Source organism: Erwinia sp. E_sp_B01_1 (assembly GCF_036865545.1).
Classification (GTDB): Bacteria; Pseudomonadota; Gammaproteobacteria; order Enterobacterales; family Enterobacteriaceae; genus Erwinia.
Map to the genome: position 1 here is coordinate 2,221,286 of NZ_CP142208.1, position 18,106 is coordinate 2,239,391.

Sequence of the window (18,106 nt, forward strand, 5' to 3'; positions counted from 1 at the left end):
TAAAGCGGAGGGATACCTTTAAATCCCGTGCAGCTTTGCCAACAGCCAGATCCTCTCTGACGCTACATCAACATTCTCCAGCAGTCCCGCCTCGTCGGCCAGACGGAACAGCTCGCAGTAATGCGTAAGGCTGCGTGCACTTTGCATTCCGCCCAGCATAGTAAAATGCCGCTGGTGGCCGTTCAGCCAGGCCAGAAACACGATACCGGATTTGTAATACTGCGTCGGGCTGGCAAAAATATGCCGTGCCAGCGGCAAGCCAGGCGCAAGAATTTGATGATAACGATCCTTATCTCCCTGAGCCAGCGCATGAAGGGCCGCCGCCGCCGCCGGGGCTATCGCATCCAGAATCCCCAGCAGCGCGTGAGAATAGCCCTGGCTGTCACCGGCAATCAGTTCAGGATAATTAAAATCATCGCCGGTATACATTTTCACCGAGGCTGGCAACTGACGGCGCATCTCAATTTCACGATCCTTATCCAGCAGCGAAATTTTTATACCGTCGATTTTCGCCTCATTATTACGGATTACCGCCAGGCAAATTTCCATCGCGCTATGGATCTGCTCCTCACCCCAGTAGCCCCGTAATGCCGGATCAAACATATCTCCCAGCCAGTGCAGGATCACCGGCTGCTTCACCTGGCGTAAAACGGTGTCATAAACCCGGATGTAATCCTCCGGGCCTTTGGCAATGGCGGCCAGCGCCCGGCTGGCCATCAGGATAATGCTGCCGCCACAGGCCTCAATGGCGGCGATCTGGAGTTCATAGGCAGCAATCACATCGTCCACTGTCAGGCCGCTGAAGTCGGTCAGATGATCGGTCCCTGCGCCGCTGGCAACACGCATTCCGGGAAAATCTTTCGCCTGTTCCACGCTGCGCTGGATCAATTGCAGGCTGGTGGCCCAGTCCAGCCCCATTCCCCGCTGGGCGGTGTCCATCGCTTCGGCCACGCCAAAGCCCAGCGACATCAGGTGGCGGCGATACTCCAGCGTCGCGTCCCAGTCGATGGCCTTATCCGTCAGGGGGTTTTGCATCCGTGCAGGATCGGACACCACATGAGCGGCGGCAAATACGCGACGGTTAAACACGGGTTTATGTGGCACACTCCAGCTTCGTTCCCCTTTTACCACGTAGCTGTAGGGATTTCCGTGACTGTCTAATAAACGCACTTTATTGCTGATGGTCATAGCAGCTTCCTCTGAGTTAATGCTTTACAAGATGGCCCTGGGGTAGCGGCTCACCCGCTTTACTGGCTGTGGTAACCGGCACTTTACGCACGCCCAGCAGGACGAAACTGCTGCAAAGGATCACCGCCGCTGCGGCGAGCCAGACAGGTTGCAGGCTGTAGTGCTGCGCCAGATACCCGGCGAGGATTGGCGAGATGCCTCCGGCGGCCATGCCCATATTCATCACAAATCCGATAGCCGAACCGCGCAGTGAAGGCGGAACCAGCTCCGCCGTTACCGACAGAACTATGGGGGTGATGGGGTAGCCCAGAAAACCCAACAGCATCACCAGCATCACCACCAGCGGCACCGAGAGGTTGATTGCCATAGCCGCCATCAACAGCCCGCTGGCAATGGTTATCACCATCAAAATATTCCTGCGGCGGAGAAAGTCCCCTTTGTCACAGTAGCGGCCCAACAGGAAGCCCCCCAGTGCGCCGGTCAGCCCCAGCAGGCTGGCAATGGTGCCTGCCATTCCTATCGACAAATTTTTAACCTGCATCAGATAAGAAGGTGCCCACAGCAGCACGATCCACCAGCCGGCCAGCAGCACAAAATAGTAGAGGGCCATCATCATCACCGGCGCATGGTGGAACAGCGTGCGCAGCGGCACTTTTTCTGCGGCCTGACGTGCGGCAAGCTGAGCCGGTTTGCGATCGTTTTTCACCAGTACGGCATAAAGGATCGCCACCAGAATCCCCATTGCACCGGCAACGTAGAACACCACCCGCCAGCCAAATACCGGCCCGAGCATTGCGCCCATCCAGGTGCCAAGGAAACCCCCAATCGGATAGCCCATCCAGTAGAGCGACATCACCGTGGTGCGCTGTTTTTCACTGGTGACGTTCGCCACCTCCAGCGAGGCGGCAGGCCAGAAAATCCCTTCGCCAACCCCGGTCATCACCCGATAAAAAATCAGGCTGGAGAGGCTACCCGCCACGCCGGTAAGCAGGGTGGCTACTGAGAACAGCATCAGGCCGAGGATCAATACCGGCTTGCCGCTGAGTCTGTCGGCAATAATTCCGGCGATAAACAGAAAGAGAATAAAACCAAAGAAGAACGAGGAGAGGATGATGCCGCTCTCACCTTTGCCCAGACCAAATTCCGGGGCTATCAGCCCTATTGCTGAAGAGACCGTCATGCGGTCAACGGAGTACATCATGTAACCCAGCCCGCAGAGCACGGTCACCAGGATCATTTTTCGGGTATCTGTATTCATCTCTTCCTCGACATGTCTCTTGACCGACGAAAACAGCTTTTCGGCTTGATAAGCAGGATGATGTTAACCGTGCTCAAGGTGGCGTGCTTTGCAGGTCAGCAGCACCTGATCGGGGTCTTTAGTCCACCAGTTAAGGCGGGAGAAAATTTCAACTTCATGAAAACCGGTGTAGCCCTGGGCTTCCACGGCCTGACGAAAACCGCGGATATCTATTACGCCGTCGCCCATCATGCCGCGATCTTCCAGCATATCCTGCGTGGGGTTGAGCCAGTCGCAGATATGAAAGGCCAGCAGGCGCTTCAGGCCCGCACGGGCAATTTCACGGTGAAAATCGGCATCCCACCAGGTGTGATAAAGGTCGACAGCGATCCCCAGCCCCTCATCACCCAGTTCGTCACAAAGATCGTTGGCCTGTTTCAGCGTATTTACGCAGGCGCGGTCGGCGGCATACATCGGGTGAAGCGGTTCAATGGCCAGTGGCATCCCCAGCGGGCGGGAATATTCCAGCAGGGCACTTAAGCCGTCCCGTACCTGCTGGCGCGTGCCGTTAAGGTCTTTTGACCCCGCCGGTAATCCGCCCACAACCAATACCAGGCAGGCCGCGCCTAATTCCAGAGCCTCGTCTACGGCCCGGAAGTTATCGTTCAGTCTGGTCTGCCGTTGCTCAGCGGTAACGGCCGGGAACATGCCCCCCGACAGTAACCGGTTACCCTGAGCTGATGCTGGCGGATCAGCCGCGCGGTTTCTTTAAGGCCCAGGGCGGCGACCTGATCCCGCCAGGGTGAAATGCCACGGATTTCATGACGGACGCAGCCTTCGATAATCTGCCGCAGATCCCATTGCTGGCGCAGGGTTGCCGTATTGATCGAGAGTTTTTGCGGATCGGGATGGTTCATCTGGTGTTCCCCTTAGCGTTCCAGCGATGGCACATCAATCCAGCGACGCTCTTTCCAGCTTTTTAATGCCAGATCGACCAGTTGCAATCCTTTCGCCCCTTCCAGCAGGCCCCAGCGGTAGTCGCCTTCGCCCCAGACATGGCGCAGGAAGAGTTCCCACTGCACTTTAAAAGCGTTGTCATAGTGCTGCGTGTCTGGCACTTCCGCCCAGTCTTCGAAAAAGTTATGGGTCTGGCGCACGTCCGGGTTCCAGACGGGTTTGGGGGTGTTTACGCTGGCCTGGGTGAAGCAGTCTGTCAGCCCGGCGACCGCAGAGCCGTTGATGCCATCCACCTGGAAAGTCACCAGATCGTCACGCCGGACCCGCACGCACCATGAGCTGTTGATCTGCACTATGGCTCCGTTGTGCAGTTCGAAAGTGGCATAAACGGCATCGTCGGCAGTGGCCTGATAAGGTTTATGTTCTTCATCCCAGCGCGCAGGGATATGGGTGGCGCCAATACAGCTGAGGCTTTTGATATCCCCGAACAAATTGTCGATCACATAGCGCCAGTGACAAATCATATCCAGAATGATGCCGCCGCCATCCTCACTGCGGTAGTTCCAGGAAGGGCGCTGAGTTGGCTGAAGATTACCCTCAAACACCCAGTAACCGAACTCACCCCGCACAGAGAGCACTTTGCCAAAAAAGCCGGATTCATTAAGCAGCCTGAGCTTCTGCAAACCCGGCAGCCAAAGTTTGTCCTGAACCACGCCGTGGCAGATGCCTTTTTCACGGGCAAAATGGTAGAGATCCAACGCCTCATCCAGCCCCATCGCCACCGGCTTTTCGCTGTAAACGTGCTTGCCTTTGCTGATGGCTTTTTTCAACAGAGCAGGGCGTGCCTGGGTAGTGGCGGCATCGAAAAAGATGATGTCATGAGGATTATCCAGCGCTTCATCAATGCTGGTCCCCCAGCGGGTGATGCCAAATTCTTCCGCCAGCGCGGCGATTTTCTCTGCGTTACGACCAATGAGAATGGGGTCGGGCATCAGGCGGTCACCGTTGGCCAGTTGCACGCCGCCCTGTTGCCGGATTTGCACAATCGATCGAATCAGATGCTGGTTTTTCCCCATTCGTCCGGTAACGCCATGCATGATAATGCCAACTGGAATCTGAGCCATTTAATCGCCTCGCAGTAGAGTGGGTCAGTCAGGGAGTTTGTGAGTCAAACCACATAACGCAGATTGTCTCAGCCCCACAGACCGGGAGTGGGTAATAATCATTCAACCAGGTAGTTGATAAACTCACTATAGAGCGCGGTTTCAATTTTGACTTTGATCGGTTTCACATAACCAACTAGTTGGTTGAAAAAATTATCCGCCTTGTGTTACCTGTGAAATGAGGCACTATAATGCTGAGAAAAGTCGATAAAATCAGGGGATCCGGTTTGGCTACCAGGCGTGTTAAGGATAAAAACGAGTCGGCAGATAAGCAGGTGCGCATTCTTGAGGCGGCGCGTGCTGAGTTTGCTGAGAAGGGGTTTGATGGCGCAAGAGTGGACAGCATCGCCCTGCGTGCTGAGGCTAATAAGCAGCTCATCTACTATTACTTCACCAATAAAGACGTTCTGTTTACCCGCGTGCTGGAAGATGCCTACCGTGATATCCGCGAGCATGAAGCGGCCCTGTCTCTGGACGCTATTCCGGCCAGCGAAGCGATCCTGAAACTGGTTGAATTCACCTGGCACTACTATCTGAAAAATCCTGAATTTATCCGGCTTCTTAACAGCGAAAATCAGCTCAAGGCCCGTCATCTCAAAGGTTCTGAGGTTACGGTGCAGATTAACCAGAGCTGGATCGGCATTACTCAGGCACTGCTGGAGCGAGGCCGGCAGGAGGGGAATGTCCGCGCAGATATCGATGTGATGCAACTGAATATCAATATCTCTGCATTAGGTTTCTTTTATCTGATTAACCAGTCGACCCTGTCGATTCTCTACCAGAAAGACCTCGGCGAAAAAGCCGCGCTGGACGAACGTTTACGGGTGATGAAAGAGTGTATCGCCGCCTGGATTAAGCCCTGAGAGGGAGCAGGGCGAAAATCAGGGGATAACTGCCTCAGGCAACAAGGCATAAAATTCGGAAGGTAACCGATGTGACGTTGTCACTTTTCAGCAGTGTTGATTTTTGCTATTCGATAACGGGTACTCCGTCCGCCGCCTTCCAGTTTCTCAATGCAGCCTTTCTGCAGCAGGTCAGCCAGGTGACGGGTTGCCGTGGCTTTACTGACTTTTGCCACTTTCTGATACTGACTGGCGTTGATGCCCTCCTCAAATCCCTGTTCGCCGCCTTCAAGCAGGCGGTTCACCACTTTGGTTTGTTCAGGACTTAAAATAGTGCATAAATTTATTTTTCTGTATCATAAACCATGCAAACTTTAAGGATAAAGGTGGTTTATGGCGTTACAAGGAAAAATGGTTCTGAATGGTGCTGATTACGCTCCTTTTGAACTTTATGGCGTAGGCGTCTTTATGGCTTTTTCTGGTAATGGTGTTTACAGGAATAAAGGTGCCTGCGGTGCTATCAAAGGCGATGGTCCACTCCCTCCTGGTAAATATTGGATTGTTGAGCGTGGATCTGGTGGTTTTTTCTCAAAGCGAAAAGCTGAAATTCAGGACACATGGAATAAAGTGCGTTATGGGGCTGAATTTAGCCGCGATGAATGGTTTGCTCTATATAAAGATGATTGGGGCATTGACGACGGCACATGGATAAAGGGTATTTATCGTGGGTTATTCAGACTTCATCCAGGCGTACTGTCAGAAGGGTGTATAACGATTGCTCATAATACGGACTTTGCGCGAATCCGTAATGCTTTACTTAACACATCCCCGATGCCAGTTCCCTGCATGCGTTCCCTTATGGCTCTGGGCTGGATTGAGGTCGTTGCCAGTGGCTCGAACACTTGCCCGTAGGGCTATAAAAATCGCTATATTCTTACTTCTCATGCTTGCCGTGGCTCGAACCGTTGGCAGTCCTGAAATTTATATCAATCGCGATTTTGCAGGCTTGCTTGCCCAGACAATTAGCGGCGATGTGAATGCTGAATCAATGTATGACGCTTATTTTTACATTGATGTTACATGCGTGACGACTATCACCATAATTATTTACTTAATAACGATGGATTTAATCAAAAAAATAAGGAAAAAATGAAATGCCAATCCCTCCATATATGTGGCTAAAAGACGATGGCGGTGCAGACATTAAGGGTTCTGTAGATATTCAGGATCGTGAAGGAAGCATTGAGATTATTGGCCTGAGTCATGGAATTAACCTGCCGGTTGATAATGCCAATGGGAAGATAACCGGCACCCGACAGCACTCTTCCATGATGATAGAGAAGGAAGTCGATAGCTCTACACCTTACCTCTATAAAGCTGCTACAACTGGGCAGACGCTTGAAAGCGCTGAAATTCGATTCTACCATATCAATGATGCCGGGCAGGAAGTTTGCTATTACAACGTGTTGTTGGAAAGCGTAAAGGTTACAAGCGTTAATTGTGGTGTACCGAATGTGAAATTAGCGGGCAACGATAAGATGAACCACGTCGAGAGTATCAGCTTACAGTATGAAAAAATCACATGGCGCATTGTAGATGGAAATATCCAGCATTCAGATGCATGGAACGAACGCCCTACCGCTTAAATATAAGGAGGGACATCTGCTCTCTGATAATCCCTGATATTTTCGAGTAGTATAAAGAGTATAACCAGGGCGGGAACAATTTCCCGCCCTGAGAATTTACTGATTACTGACGGCTTCCCACAAACCCATAAGATAGGTTACGCCTAAGGCGCGGTCATACAGACCATAGCCGGGACGGCCAGTCTCGCCCCAGATGAAGCGGCCATGATCGGGACGGATATAGCCATCGAAGCCGTTATCATGCAGGGATTTGATCACTTTATACATATTCAGCGAGCCATATTGTGTTGGATGCGCTGACTCGTAAAAATCTTTGTCTTTAATAATTTTGATATTTCGCACATGGGCGAAATGAATGCGGTTGCGGCGCGAGAATTCAGCCAGAATAGCGTAAACATCATTTTCCGGATCTTCTGCAATCGAGCCGGTGCACAAAGTAATACCGTTGGCTTCTGAATCCACTGCATTACAGATCCAGTCCAGGTCGTCGCGGTTTTTTACCACGCGCGGCAAGCCGAAAATAGAATAAGGTGGATCATCGGGATGGATAGCCATTTTAACGCCGACTTCTTCACAGACCGGGATCACCGCTTTCAGGAAGTAAGCCAGGTTTTCACGCAGTTTGTTGTCATCCACGTCTTTATATTGTGCAAACAGATCCTGCACTTTCGCCAGGCGCTCTGGCTCCCAGCCGGGCAGGGCAAAGCCGTTTGAGTTTTCCAGAACTTCTTTAACAACTTCATCAAGGCTTTTGTCGATCCCCTTCTTCTCAAACGCCATGGTCAGGGAGCCGTCCGGAAGGACATAATTCATGTCCGTCTTCATCCAGTCAAATACCGGCATGAAGTTATAACAAATCACCTTAACACCCGCTTCGGCGAGGTGACGAATGGTCTGCTGATAGTTGGCGATATAGCGATCGCGGCTCTCGTTGCCAATTTTGATCGCGTCATGAATATTGACGCTCTCAATCACTTCCATGGTCAGCCCGGCCGCCTGAGCCTGACCCACCAGTTTTTGAATTTTATCTTTTGGCCAGACTTCACCGACCGGCACATCATAAAGGGCCCCTACCACCCCCTCCACACCGGGAACCTGACGAAAGTGCTCCAGTGGAATTTTGTCCTCTTCTGGCCCAAACCAACGCATTGTCATTTGCATACTGTCATCTCGCTATACTGAACAGGTTATCTGGTAGTCTACCATACCAGTATACCCAGCTCGCTGCAGATTGGGGTGATGGGGGTCACAGAAACTCTCCCTGACGCTGTTTTAGCCGTCAGGGAAAAGGCAATTTCTGGCTGGCAGAATCTCAGGCAAAATGTTCAGAATAAAACCGATCGCAGAACGCCTTACTGGCACCAAGTTGCAGCGAAAGTTTGCTGGCTGCCTTTAACATCTGAGCGGTGATCTCCTCATTACTGCGCTCAGGAGTCAGTCGGGATGAGGGACCCGTCAGCGCCAGGGCCGCCACCAGTTTCTCATCATTGCCAAAAACCGGTAAGGCAAAGGCAGCAATGTGCGGATCGCGGGCACCAGAACTGAACAGAGGAAGAGGGGGACTGCGATCGAAAAGTTGTTCATCCGTTCCCCAGTGCCTCAGAACCTGGCCAATGGCAGAGTTATCAAGAGGGAAATAGGTTCCGGGCAAACGCGTGTGACGCAGTCCTTCAGATGACTCTGCGCGGAACAGGCACAGGCGCTGGCCATTATCAATCACATACCAGCTGGCACTTTCACCTGTGGCTGTGGCAAGGGCATGCAACTCGGGTTGAACGATGCTTGCCAGATGGAAAGATTGTTCATAAAGCTTGCCCAGATAGAGCAGGCGTGGCCCCAGCGTATAGGCTGCGTTTTCATGGCGTACCACGTAGCCCATTCTCTCCAGTGAATTCATCAGCCGGTAAACCGTGGTCTTATGATAGCCAGAGAGCTGAGATAACGTAGTCAGCGACAGGCTCTCTTCCCCAGGTTTAAAACAGTCCAGTAAAGACAGCGCCTTCTCAACGGCTATTACGCCCTCGTTTCCCATTCTCTTTCTCCTTGTGTAAACCGGGTCAAAGTCTACCTGAAAAATGTGAGTCACATCGTGTTTACATCACAAACAAAGTCTTAACACTGGCAAATACCGCCGGAGCAAAGATATAGTAGTTTCGTATTGTACAACATGGTTGTACGGAGTAAAACAATGTGAGGTCCTCTATGTCAGCTCAGGAAAAACCGTTTATCAATCGTACTGTGTCCCGCGTGCCGGCAGAGCATATTCGTCAGGCGTCACTGTTTCAGGCTGCCATTCTTGCCGATGTCGCGGGAAGAAGAGGCACCTTACATGGCCGTATTAAACCCGTTTCCCCTGAGATGAAGGTGGCTGGTCCTGCGATCACGGTGGAAGTGCGTCCCGGTGATAATCTGGCGATCCATGCCGCTCTGGCTATTGCTCAGCCTGGCGACGTGATTGTGGTGGATGGCAAAGGCGACCTGAGCTGCGCGTTGATTGGTGAAATCATGACAACTCAGGCACAGGCATCTGGGATAGCAGGCATCATTATTGATGGTGCGGTAAGGGATGCAGACGCCCTGATTGCCAATAAGTTTCCGGTCTTTTCGGCAGGCCTGAATCCTTGTGGCCCCACTAAAGCCATACCTGGCCGGGTTAATTCCCCCCTCTCTGTTGCAGGCGCTTCGGTAGAACCAGGCGATCTGGTGGTTGCTGACTGCGATGGCGTGGTGATCATTCCCCGTGATGAGGTGGCTGCTGTCCTTGAGCTGGCGCAGAAAAAACTTGATAGCGAAACTCGCCGGATAGCAGCTATTAAAGAGGGGAATCTTCGTCCCGGATGGCTTGAAGAGGCTTTACGCAACGCGGGTATGCTGAAATCAGGAGAAACTCTGTGATGGTTGAGCAACGTTATATTCTGGTAACGGGCAGCGATTTAGCTGAAGAAGCCGTTGAGCTATTACAGGGCTATCAGTTGATTTTCGCCGGGAAACAGCCCGGTGAAGCTGACCTGATCCAACTATGCAAAAAATACGATCCTATAGCGATCATTGTACGATACGGCAAAATCAGCGCGCAAATCATGGATGCCGCTCCGTCACTTCGTGTGATCTCTAAGCATGGCAGTGGAACAGATGTCATAGATCAGCAAGCCGCAGCAGCACGTAATATCGGTGTTAAATCGGCTCCGGGTGCTAACGCAGCGGCCGTTGCTGAGCATACCTGGGCGATGATTCTGGCCTGTGCAAAATCCGTTATCCCTCTGGACAGGCGTTTACGTGAGGGACACTGGGATAAGTCCAGACACAAATCACTGGAGCTGGAAGGACGAACGCTTGGACTGATAGGATTGGGAGCAATTGGCACCCGTGTGGCCACTATTGGCCGCGCCATGGGGATGAATGTCATCGCTTATGATCCCTGGGCGAAAAGCTTCCCGGCAGAATGTGGCGTGGCAGAGCAGCTAAGCGATCTGCTTACTCAGTCTGATGTTGTCTCGCTTCACTGCCCCCTGACAAATCAAAACAGGAAAATGATCGATGATTCGCTGCTGGCCCACTTCAAAAAGGGGGCCATTCTGATCAACACGGCGCGCGGAGGACTTATCGATGACGAGGCTCTGGTCCGGGCGCTGAACAATGGCACGCTTAGCTGGGCAGCTCTGGACAGTTTCAGTCAGGAGCCTCTTGAAGCGCCACATCTCTGGCAGTCAGTAGATAACGTGATCCTCTCACCCCATATTGCCGGGGTAAGCGATAACTCTTATGTGAAAATGGGCACGGTTGCCGCCAGCAATGTTGTTCAAACGCTGGAAGCCAGTGACACCGTAAACGCTGGATGAAGTTTGACTAAAGAAAGGCCCGCAGCATTGACTCATGCGTGAATATCTCCGTCAAACACGGCCGTGATGACTGGTCTACACATTACTGGCGTAGCGGTGGATCATTGATGCGGGCAGCTATCTGTTTATAACCCTCTGTAGGCACATCAAGCTATTTAATCTGAAGCATATTCAATGTTGGACAGCACTGAGCAGCGCGGCATGCCGAAAAATTCTCGTTGGGGCGCTTTTGAGATGCGGAAAGGCACCAGTATTGCAGATGGTCCGATCTGAACTTCGTTAAGATTAACTGAGACATCATTCGCAGATAAGTGATACTTCGCAAAGACCTGATTGGTGGGACGGATGACATCCCGGATGACAGCCGCTATTGCTTCAGAAGGTTTAACGTTCGGACAGGCTTTCACATCAGCCTTATAACCCAGACGTATATCAATGTATAAAGCCAGTACGCACAGACTCATTACAACGATGAGTCCAAAAATTAATCCAGAAGCTATCTTCAAAATCCTGCGCATCACAAATTCCCTTTCATTTGATTAGATAATCTTATCGAATGATAATCATTTTTATCTCTCATGAGCCACTAAAATCAGGCGATCGGATCTCCGAATCAGACAAAAGCTGAGAATAGCTCTGTACAGCCTCAGGTTGGTTAACGCCTGCTGGTAGTCAGACTGGTTACCCTGATTCTTCTTCAGGATATCCGATCATATTAACCCTGTTGGCAGGTTCAGAGAGCGTTTATGAAAAGTTGCTCAGCAGAGCCGAGTCCGCTGGCCGTGGGAGCATTACTCTGCTGGAAAAAAGGCCCTGCACTGAATGCCGGGGCCTCTGCAACAGACGTAGTAAAGAAGCGTTATTTGCCCGTGCTGGTAACTGACTTTTTGATCTCCATATTAACGGCCTTTTTTCTTCCCATTACCAGTACGCTAATGCCGCCTGCCAGACAAAGCACCGCGAGAGGGAGCATGGCCAGCGCATGGCTGCCAGTACGTTCGTTGATCATGCCGTAAACGTTGACCATCAATCCCCCTCCGATAAGGTTAGCCATGGCACCAATGGCGGCCAGTCCTGCGGCCGCTGTGGAGGAAGAAAGCCAGCCGGATGCCAGTGCCCAGAACGGGCCTTTCATTGAATACGCTCCGACCAGAATCATCGACAGGATAATCACGCTGCCAGCCAGTGATTGCAGAACGAAGGCAGACAGTAAGCCAGCCGAAATCAGGAACAGGGTCAGTGCTGTATGCCAGCGGCGTTCGCCGGTGCGATCTGAACTGCGTCCCCAGACAATCATCAGCACAGAAGCCAGACCATAAGGAATGGCATTCACAAGACCGGTAGTAAAGTTATCCAGACCAAAGGATTTTAGTAACTGTGGCGACCAGACGCTCAGCGTGGAGCCTGCGGCAGAAGCGCCAGCGTAGATCAGTGCCATCACCCAGATATGTTTGTGGCGTAATAACTGCCACAGTGAGATATGACCAATAGCTTTACGTGAAGCGTTTTCTTCAGCGATTTTGTTACTTAACCACTCTCTTTGCGGCTTAGTCAGCCATGTGGCGTTTTCAGGACGATTGCTGAGCACGAAGAAGGCGGCAATGCCCAGGATAACAGCAGGGATGCCTTCAAGGATAAATAACCAGTGCCAGCCACGTAAACCAAACCAGCCGTCCATCGAAAGAATGGCGCCAGAAATGGGGGAGCCAATAAAGTTAGCGGCTGGAATCGCAACCATAAAAGTAGCGATGACGCGTGCGCGGTATTTACCTGGGATCCAGTAAGTCAGATAGAGAATGACGCCGGGGAAAAATCCTGCCTCGGCGGCACCCAGTAAAAAACGCAGGACATAGAGCATCTGGGCGCTTTCAACAAAAGCGGTGCAGACTGAAACAATGCCCCAGCTGACCATGATGCGTGAGATCCAGATTTTAGCGCCCACTTTTTGCATGGCGAGATTACTGGGGACTTCAAAAATGAAATAGCCGATAAAGAATAAGCTACTGGCAAATCCAAACACCGCTTTAGAGAGGCCCAGATCTTCGTTCATCTGTAACGAAGCCATGCCGATATTGCCACGATCGATGATGGCAATCAGATAGCAGACGATAAGGAAAGGCAAGATCCGCCAGGTAACCCGTTTTACCGTCTCCTGCTCTATATCAGTGCCCGATGAGCTGTCATGAAATTTTTCAGACATGATGTTCCCCACATTTAAATGTTGCATGCAACCCGAAAAAAAAGCCGCCTGTTTTACTGTGTAAAACTATGATGTACACAGTGAAATTAGTATCCTTTTTAACGGTCATCTGCGCCAAATGATTGTGAGAGTGTTGTGTTAAATGTCACAGATTTGTTGTGTTCATTGGTCTGTTATGTGATTTGCAGAGGGTTTATTACTTTCAGAGGGGGTACCAGCCAGTCTTTAGGCCAGACTGGCTGATGAGGGGGAAACGATGGTCAGCGGCAGAAGCCTTTCTGCTGCATAATAGAATTCAGTCCACTAACTCAATCCCCAGGCTTTCCAGCATCGCCATGCAAATCCTCGTTTTGTTCAGCTGTAGGGTTTCCCCAACGGCTTTGAAGATAGCCGACCGCTTCCTGAGTCTGGGGCTGGTTGAGGTAATCTTCTCTGAATAAAATCGTGCCGTTGATTTGTGGCAGGGCGTCATTTAAATCGAGCTGTTTCTGTAGTTCGGGCACGCCACCTTTGATCATCCAGTCAGGTTCCACCCTGGAAGGTTCACCAATTTTATACAGCGCAATCCCGATATAGAGACGGGTGTGGGTGTTTTTGACCGCGTTCGCCCACCAGTTTGCCAGCACATCGTAGCGGGCTGCATCACGCGAAAAGGGCCAGTAAAGCTGCGGGGCAATATAATCCAGCAGGCCCTGTTGCACCCAGCCACGGGTATCGGCAAAGGATTCATCATAAGCTGCCGCGCCACGGGTTTCTGAACCTGCCGGATCGTGAGAAATGTTACGCCATACGCCAGACGGGCTGACGCCAAATTCAACATCCGGTTTAAGCTGTTTGATAGTGCGGGAAACCTGGGCAATCAGCTGCTGCGTATTATGACGCCGCCAGTCCGCTTTTGAGCTATATCCCTGGCCATACTTTTTCCATGTCTGGTTGTCGTTAAGGGCGGAGTCAGGCGAGTCGGTATAGAAATAGTCATCAAACTGCACGCCATCCACAGGGTAGTTGGCAACAACTTCAGCCACGATGCTGGTGATCCAGTCCCTGGCCTCCGGGATGCCGGGGTCCAGTACAAAGCGGTTACCTGAGGTACGGATCCAGTCGCGGTGCAGCACATAGACGCTGGCAGGATTTAACGACAGGGTGCGATTGAGTTCGGCAACGGTGGAGGGTCTGGTATTGACTGACACCCGGTAGGGATTAAACCAGGCATGCACTTTCATTCCCCGCTTGTGCGCTTCATCCAGCATAAATTGCAGCGGATCATAGCCCGGGTTTTCACCGATATTGCCCGTCATCATATCTGACCACGGCAGGATTTTGGATGACCACAGCGCGGTGCCATCGGGTTTCACCTGGAAGAACACCGTATTAATACCGAGACTTTTAAGCTTATCCAGTTTGTCTTTCAGCGCCTGCTGCTGCCGGTTAATGCGAAGGGCCGGGGAGCTGATATTCACGGATGAGACCGGTGGCCAGTCCAGACGGGAAACGGTGGTCAACCAGACGCCACGCACCGGCTGATGGGCCGGCTGAGGTTTGACCGGAAGCGGGGCTTTAACAACAGGGGTAACCGGCGTGACCAGCGATTTCGGTGGCTCTGAAGCGCAGTGGGCAAGCAAAAGCGCAGCGACAATCAGTCCGCCAGATTTCAGGGCTGCGGAAACAGCAGGTAAGCGAGGGAAACTGGCGATGAGAAATGTCCTTTTTCAGGCAGATGCGTAAAAAGAAACATTCTCTTCTTATCAGACCGTAAGTCAATCTCTCAGAAGAACAGCAGCGGCCTTACGTGGGTAAAGGCCGCCGGGGTCAGGGCCTTTGCGAGTTCTGTCTCAACGGGAAAAGCCGGGTATTGATCACCGCTATATTCACCTCGCAGGGCGTTTCATCGTCCAGATAAACGGTTTCATTGATCTCCAGAACGGCATCATTCTCCGTCAGATTAAGTAAAAGCAGAATATCAGGATCGGTCAGGTTGATTGCCGTCAGATTTTGGTCCCTGCGCTGGATTTTTTTACCGGTAAGCTGCTCAAGGTAAGAGTATTTCGATATTTCCAGTTTGCTGAACTCCATACTGCTGAACAGGCTTACCGGCAGATGGACATGCTCCAGCGCCACCGGGATATCATCAAAGCACATCAGGCGTAAGATTTTATACACCTGGTCACTGTTCTTGATGCGGAGCGCCTGCGCCATATCAGGCGAGGGGACTTTCATAATGCTGACAGAGATGACCTTCCTGACGCCTTTATAACCGTGTTTCTGGGCCTGATAATCAAAAGGCGAGAGGGCATGGAATCTCCCCGACTGGTTACTTATTCCGATGGAACCCACAAAAAGCCCGGAGCCTTTCACCCGGTAGATCCTCTGCTGTTCAATCAGAATACGCGTAGCTTCACGCACGGTGGCGCGGGTGATCCCAATGTTTTTGGCGATAGCAATCTCAGTATCCAGCTTGTCTCCCGGCAGGAGGCTTTCATTTTTGATTTTGCTGAGGATGTATTCCACAACCTCTTTCTGCTTCTCTGTGATGCCATCGACCATCTGCTTTCTTCCCGCCAATTGTATAAAAGGGGCCTGGTTCAGCCCTGCCTGCACAGGTATGCCTGACTTTGCGTTATCAATACCTCTCAGAGCGCCTGAGATGTGATCAAGTTAACGAATTTGCACTCCCGTTGACCCTGTCCAGCGCAATTTGCACTTTACAGGTTGTATCTCTACACGTCCAGGTTCATCATCCAGATGACTATACACCTTAAAGCTGTCTAGACGTGAAGGAATTAAGCACTTTCTGCAGATGATTCGGTAGTAAAGTTGCCAGCACGTTGTTTTAATAGCATGTATATAAAGGCTTTAATTTCTATGATGCCGAAGGCCTGAGAAATGGCGTTTCTGACCATCACGATGCAATACAGCCAGTTATGCAGTGCAGCACCCGCTACACGCCAGGGTATGTGTAGACATGTTCAGGGCTCATAAGCCGCCTGAATAAACCTCAAATTGAAGCAGACAATGATTAAGAGAGAGAAATAATGACCCGGAAAGATCTAGCCAACGCCATTCGATTTCTTAGCATTGATGCTATTCAGCAGGCCAATTCCGGCCACCCCGGTGCCCCTATGGGGATGGCCGATATTGCAGAGGTGATCTGGCGTCACCATCTTCGTCACAACCCTAAGAATCCGCAGTGGTCCAATCGCGACCGTTACGTTCAGTCCAACGGTCATGGCTCTATGCTGGTTTATTCACTGCTGCACCTGACCGGCTATGACGTGACTATGGATGATATCCGTGCGTTTCGTCAGCTCCATGCCCGCACGCCGGGGCATCCGGAATATGGCTATACCCCCGGTATTGAAACCACTACCGGACCATTAGGGCAGGGCATCGCTAATGCGGTAGGGATGGCGATTGCAGAGAAAGCGCTGGCGGCTCAGTTTAATAAACCCGCTTTTGACATTGTCGATCATCACACCTGGCTGTTTATGGGGGATGGCTGTCTGATGGAGGGTATCTCCCATGAGGCGTGCAGCCTGGCCGGGACCTTACAGCTCGGCAAGCTGATTGCCGTCTGGGACGATAACGGCATCTCCATTGATGGCCACGTAGAAGGTTGGTTCTCAGAAGATACCGCTGCACGCTTCCGCGCTTATGGCTGGCATGTGATCGAAGGCATTGATGGTCATAACGCTGATCAGGTTGATGCCGCAGTACGTGAAGCAAAAGCGGTAACTGACAAACCCAGCCTGCTGTGCTGCAAAACCGTCATTGGTTTTGGCTCACCCAACAAAGCCAACAGCCATGAAAGCCACGGTTCAGCGCTGGGTGCAGACGAAGTGGCTCTGGTGCGTAAAGAGCTTAGCTGGCCTTATAAAGCCTTCGAGATCCCCGCTGATATTTATAAAGAGTGGGATGCTACCGAACAGGGTGCCAGCAATGAGCAGCAATGGAGCGAACTTTTCGCGGGTTATCAGCAGGAATGGCCGGAACTGGCGGCAGAGTTTACCCGCCGGATGAGCGGGGAACTGCCTGATAGCTGGAGTGAAGAGATGGATCAGTACATCGCGAAGCTGCAGGCCAATCCTGCAAACCTGGCTACCCGTCAGGTCAGCCAGAAATGCCTGAACCAGTTCTCCACTCTGCTTCCTGAACTGATGGGGGGATCGGCCGATCTTTCTCCTTCAAACCTTACGCGCCACCAGAATTCTGTCGATTTCAGCGCTGAACAGCCGCACGGGAATTATATCTCTTACGGCGTCCGTGAGTTCGGCATGTCAGCCATTATGAATGGTCTGGCGCTGCACGGCGGCTTTATCCCTTACGGCGGCACCTTCCTGATGTTTATGGAATATGCCCGTAACGCCGTGCGCATGGCGGCGCTGATGAAAATCCGCACCGTATTTGTCTATACCCATGACACTATCGGACTGGGTGAAGATGGCCCCACGCATCAGCCGGTGGAGCAACTGGCCTCTCTGCGTCTGACGCCTAATATGGAAACCTGGCGTGGCTGCGATCAGGTAGAGGTGGCCGTTTCCTGGCAGCAGGCGGTAGAGCGTAAAGATGGGCCGACGGCATTGATCCTTACCCGTCAACCGTTGGAACAGCAACCCCGCACGCCAGTCCAGCTTGCGAATATTGCGCGTGGGGGTTATGTATTGATCGACTGCGAACAACAACCTGAAATCCTGCTGATCTCTTCAGGTTCTGAAGTGGAGCTGGTCGTGGCTACCGCGGCAGCGCTGAAAGAAGAGGGGCATCAGGTTCGTGTGGTTTCCATCCCCTGTACGGAACGTTTCGATAAACAGGATCAGGCGTACAGAGAATCTGTGTTGCCAGGTAATGTTCGCACTCGTCTGGCAGTCGAGGCCAGTATTGAAGGGTTCTGGCAACGCTACACCGGCCTGGACGGCAAGGTAATCGGCATGAAGACCTTTGGTGAATCCGCACCGGCAGCGGTACTTTTCCGGCACTTTGGCTTTACCAAAGAAAATGTCCTTGAAGTCGCCCGGGGCATGCTGAAGAAATAAGCAA

The 18,106-nt window shown here is 51.8% G+C and carries 18 protein-coding genes and 1 pseudogene; 7 read left to right on the plus strand and 12 right to left on the minus strand.

Annotation, left to right across the window (positions count from 1 at the left end; translation table 11 throughout):
• Positions 1-18: 18 nt before the first annotated feature.
• From VRC33_RS10635 to VRC33_RS10655, 5 genes are all read right to left on the minus strand, one after another.
• Positions 19-1,188, minus strand: coding sequence for a dihydrodipicolinate synthase family protein (locus VRC33_RS10635; protein WP_338563636.1), 1,170 nt, complete (start codon positions 1,186-1,188; stop codon positions 19-21).
• A 16-nt stretch (positions 1,189-1,204) separates the two neighbouring features.
• Positions 1,205-2,446, minus strand: a complete 1,242-nt coding sequence (locus tag VRC33_RS10640; RefSeq protein ID WP_338563638.1) for an MFS transporter — start codon at positions 2,444-2,446, stop codon at positions 1,205-1,207.
• A 63-nt stretch (positions 2,447-2,509) separates the two neighbouring features.
• Entirely contained in the window at positions 2,510-3,133 is a 624-nt protein-coding gene (locus tag VRC33_RS10645; protein WP_338563641.1) for a sugar phosphate isomerase/epimerase family protein, read from the minus strand.
• The gene (locus VRC33_RS10650) at positions 3,091-3,342 is read right to left on the minus strand and encodes a hypothetical protein (RefSeq protein WP_338563644.1); all 252 of its coding nucleotides are present in this window, start codon (positions 3,340-3,342) and stop codon (positions 3,091-3,093) included. Before VRC33_RS10650 ends, VRC33_RS10645 begins: the two co-directional genes overlap by 43 nt.
• Positions 3,343-3,354: 12 nt before the next feature.
• Positions 3,355-4,506 (minus strand): Gfo/Idh/MocA family oxidoreductase, encoded by a 1,152-nt coding sequence (locus VRC33_RS10655; protein WP_338563647.1) that lies wholly within the window; start codon positions 4,504-4,506, stop codon positions 3,355-3,357.
• A 266-nt stretch (positions 4,507-4,772) separates the two neighbouring features.
• Here VRC33_RS10655 and VRC33_RS10660 point away from each other — a divergent pair, with 266 nt between their 5' ends.
• On the plus strand, positions 4,773-5,408 hold the full coding sequence (locus VRC33_RS10660) for a TetR/AcrR family transcriptional regulator (protein ID WP_338563649.1): 636 nt from the start codon (positions 4,773-4,775) through the stop codon (positions 5,406-5,408).
• 80 nt (positions 5,409-5,488) lie between these two features.
• On the opposite strand, the pseudogene VRC33_RS10665 reads toward VRC33_RS10660, so the two are convergent.
• Positions 5,489-5,716, minus strand: a pseudogene (locus VRC33_RS10665) (DUF4172 domain-containing protein); the annotation flags it as partial.
• 64 nt (positions 5,717-5,780) lie between these two features.
• Between VRC33_RS10665 and VRC33_RS10670 the strand changes: the two are divergent.
• Genes VRC33_RS10670 through tssD form a run of 3 tightly spaced genes read left to right on the plus strand, consistent with a single transcriptional unit; the run spans position 5,781 to position 7,033 of the window.
• The gene (locus VRC33_RS10670) at positions 5,781-6,299 is read left to right on the plus strand and encodes a DUF2778 domain-containing protein (protein ID WP_338563651.1); all 519 of its coding nucleotides are present in this window, start codon (positions 5,781-5,783) and stop codon (positions 6,297-6,299) included.
• A complete protein-coding gene (locus VRC33_RS10675; protein ID WP_338567652.1) occupies positions 6,277-6,540 on the plus strand; it encodes a hypothetical protein in 264 nt (87 codons plus the stop codon). The genes VRC33_RS10670 and VRC33_RS10675 overlap by 23 nt, the downstream gene beginning before the upstream one ends.
• A 1-nt stretch (position 6,541) precedes the next feature.
• On the plus strand, positions 6,542-7,033 hold the full coding sequence (gene tssD / locus VRC33_RS10680) for a type VI secretion system tube protein TssD (protein ID WP_338563655.1): 492 nt from the start codon (positions 6,542-6,544) through the stop codon (positions 7,031-7,033).
• A 96-nt stretch (positions 7,034-7,129) separates the two neighbouring features.
• Here the strand turns inward: tssD and uxuA are convergent, their stop codons facing one another.
• Positions 7,130-8,194, minus strand: coding sequence for a mannonate dehydratase (gene uxuA / locus VRC33_RS10685; RefSeq protein ID WP_338563657.1), 1,065 nt, complete (start codon positions 8,192-8,194; stop codon positions 7,130-7,132).
• A gap of 151 nt (positions 8,195-8,345) precedes the next feature.
• Complete coding sequence (locus tag VRC33_RS10690; protein WP_338563660.1) at positions 8,346-9,065, minus strand: IclR family transcriptional regulator; 720 nt, start codon at positions 9,063-9,065, stop codon at positions 8,346-8,348.
• A 170-nt stretch (positions 9,066-9,235) separates the two neighbouring features.
• Here VRC33_RS10690 and VRC33_RS10695 point away from each other — a divergent pair, with 170 nt between their 5' ends.
• Both VRC33_RS10695 and VRC33_RS10700 read left to right on the plus strand, forming a co-directional pair.
• Complete coding sequence (locus VRC33_RS10695; RefSeq protein ID WP_338567654.1) at positions 9,236-9,928, plus strand: RraA family protein; 693 nt, start codon at positions 9,236-9,238, stop codon at positions 9,926-9,928.
• A complete protein-coding gene (locus VRC33_RS10700; RefSeq protein WP_338564245.1) occupies positions 9,928-10,872 on the plus strand; it encodes a hydroxyacid dehydrogenase in 945 nt (314 codons plus the stop codon). The genes VRC33_RS10695 and VRC33_RS10700 overlap by 1 nt, the downstream gene beginning before the upstream one ends.
• A gap of 155 nt (positions 10,873-11,027) precedes the next feature.
• On the opposite strand, the gene VRC33_RS10705 is transcribed toward VRC33_RS10700, so the two are convergent.
• The 4 genes from VRC33_RS10705 to VRC33_RS10720 all read right to left on the minus strand — a co-directional run bounded on the left by VRC33_RS10705 (position 11,028) and on the right by VRC33_RS10720 (position 15,616).
• A complete protein-coding gene (locus VRC33_RS10705; RefSeq protein ID WP_338563662.1) occupies positions 11,028-11,390 on the minus strand; it encodes a hypothetical protein in 363 nt (120 codons plus the stop codon).
• Positions 11,391-11,731: 341 nt separating this feature from the next.
• Entirely contained in the window at positions 11,732-13,072 is a 1,341-nt protein-coding gene (locus VRC33_RS10710) for an MFS transporter (protein WP_338563664.1), read from the minus strand.
• A 308-nt stretch (positions 13,073-13,380) separates the two neighbouring features.
• Positions 13,381-14,766: a glycoside hydrolase family 10 protein gene (locus tag VRC33_RS10715; RefSeq protein WP_338564247.1), complete on the minus strand. Its 1,386-nt coding sequence runs from the start codon at positions 14,764-14,766 to the stop codon at positions 13,381-13,383.
• A 115-nt stretch (positions 14,767-14,881) separates the two neighbouring features.
• Positions 14,882-15,616, minus strand: a complete 735-nt coding sequence (locus tag VRC33_RS10720; RefSeq protein ID WP_338563666.1) for a GntR family transcriptional regulator — start codon at positions 15,614-15,616, stop codon at positions 14,882-14,884.
• A 488-nt stretch (positions 15,617-16,104) separates the two neighbouring features.
• Here VRC33_RS10720 and tkt point away from each other — a divergent pair, with 488 nt between their 5' ends.
• Positions 16,105-18,102 (plus strand): transketolase, encoded by a 1,998-nt coding sequence (gene tkt, locus VRC33_RS10725; protein WP_338563669.1) that lies wholly within the window; start codon positions 16,105-16,107, stop codon positions 18,100-18,102.
• The last annotated feature ends 4 nt before the right edge of the window (positions 18,103-18,106 follow it).

Bases quoted from the DNA above. Each gene is read 5' to 3' on its own strand.
- VRC33_RS10670 (WP_338563651.1), top strand. From the start codon at position 5,781: ATGGCGTTACAAGGAAAAATGGTTCTGAATGGTGCTGATTACGCTCCT.
- VRC33_RS10690 (WP_338563660.1), bottom strand. From the start codon at position 9,065: ATGGGAAACGAGGGCGTAATAGCCGTTGAGAAGGCGCTGTCTTTACTG.
- VRC33_RS10645 (WP_338563641.1), bottom strand. From the start codon at position 3,133: ATGTTCCCGGCCGTTACCGCTGAGCAACGGCAGACCAGACTGAACGAT.
- VRC33_RS10635 (WP_338563636.1), bottom strand. From the start codon at position 1,188: ATGACCATCAGCAATAAAGTGCGTTTATTAGACAGTCACGGAAATCCC.
- VRC33_RS10705 (WP_338563662.1), bottom strand. From the start codon at position 11,390: ATGCGCAGGATTTTGAAGATAGCTTCTGGATTAATTTTTGGACTCATC.
- tkt (WP_338563669.1), top strand. From the start codon at position 16,105: ATGACCCGGAAAGATCTAGCCAACGCCATTCGATTTCTTAGCATTGAT.
- VRC33_RS10695 (WP_338567654.1), top strand. From the start codon at position 9,236: ATGTCAGCTCAGGAAAAACCGTTTATCAATCGTACTGTGTCCCGCGTG.
- VRC33_RS10640 (WP_338563638.1), bottom strand. From the start codon at position 2,446: ATGAATACAGATACCCGAAAAATGATCCTGGTGACCGTGCTCTGCGGG.
- VRC33_RS10720 (WP_338563666.1), bottom strand. From the start codon at position 15,616: ATGGTCGATGGCATCACAGAGAAGCAGAAAGAGGTTGTGGAATACATC.
- VRC33_RS10700 (WP_338564245.1), top strand. From the start codon at position 9,928: ATGGTTGAGCAACGTTATATTCTGGTAACGGGCAGCGATTTAGCTGAA.
- tssD (WP_338563655.1), top strand. From the start codon at position 6,542: ATGCCAATCCCTCCATATATGTGGCTAAAAGACGATGGCGGTGCAGAC.
- VRC33_RS10655 (WP_338563647.1), bottom strand. From the start codon at position 4,506: ATGGCTCAGATTCCAGTTGGCATTATCATGCATGGCGTTACCGGACGA.
- VRC33_RS10650 (WP_338563644.1), bottom strand. From the start codon at position 3,342: ATGAACCATCCCGATCCGCAAAAACTCTCGATCAATACGGCAACCCTG.
- VRC33_RS10710 (WP_338563664.1), bottom strand. From the start codon at position 13,072: ATGTCTGAAAAATTTCATGACAGCTCATCGGGCACTGATATAGAGCAG.
- uxuA (WP_338563657.1), bottom strand. From the start codon at position 8,194: ATGCAAATGACAATGCGTTGGTTTGGGCCAGAAGAGGACAAAATTCCA.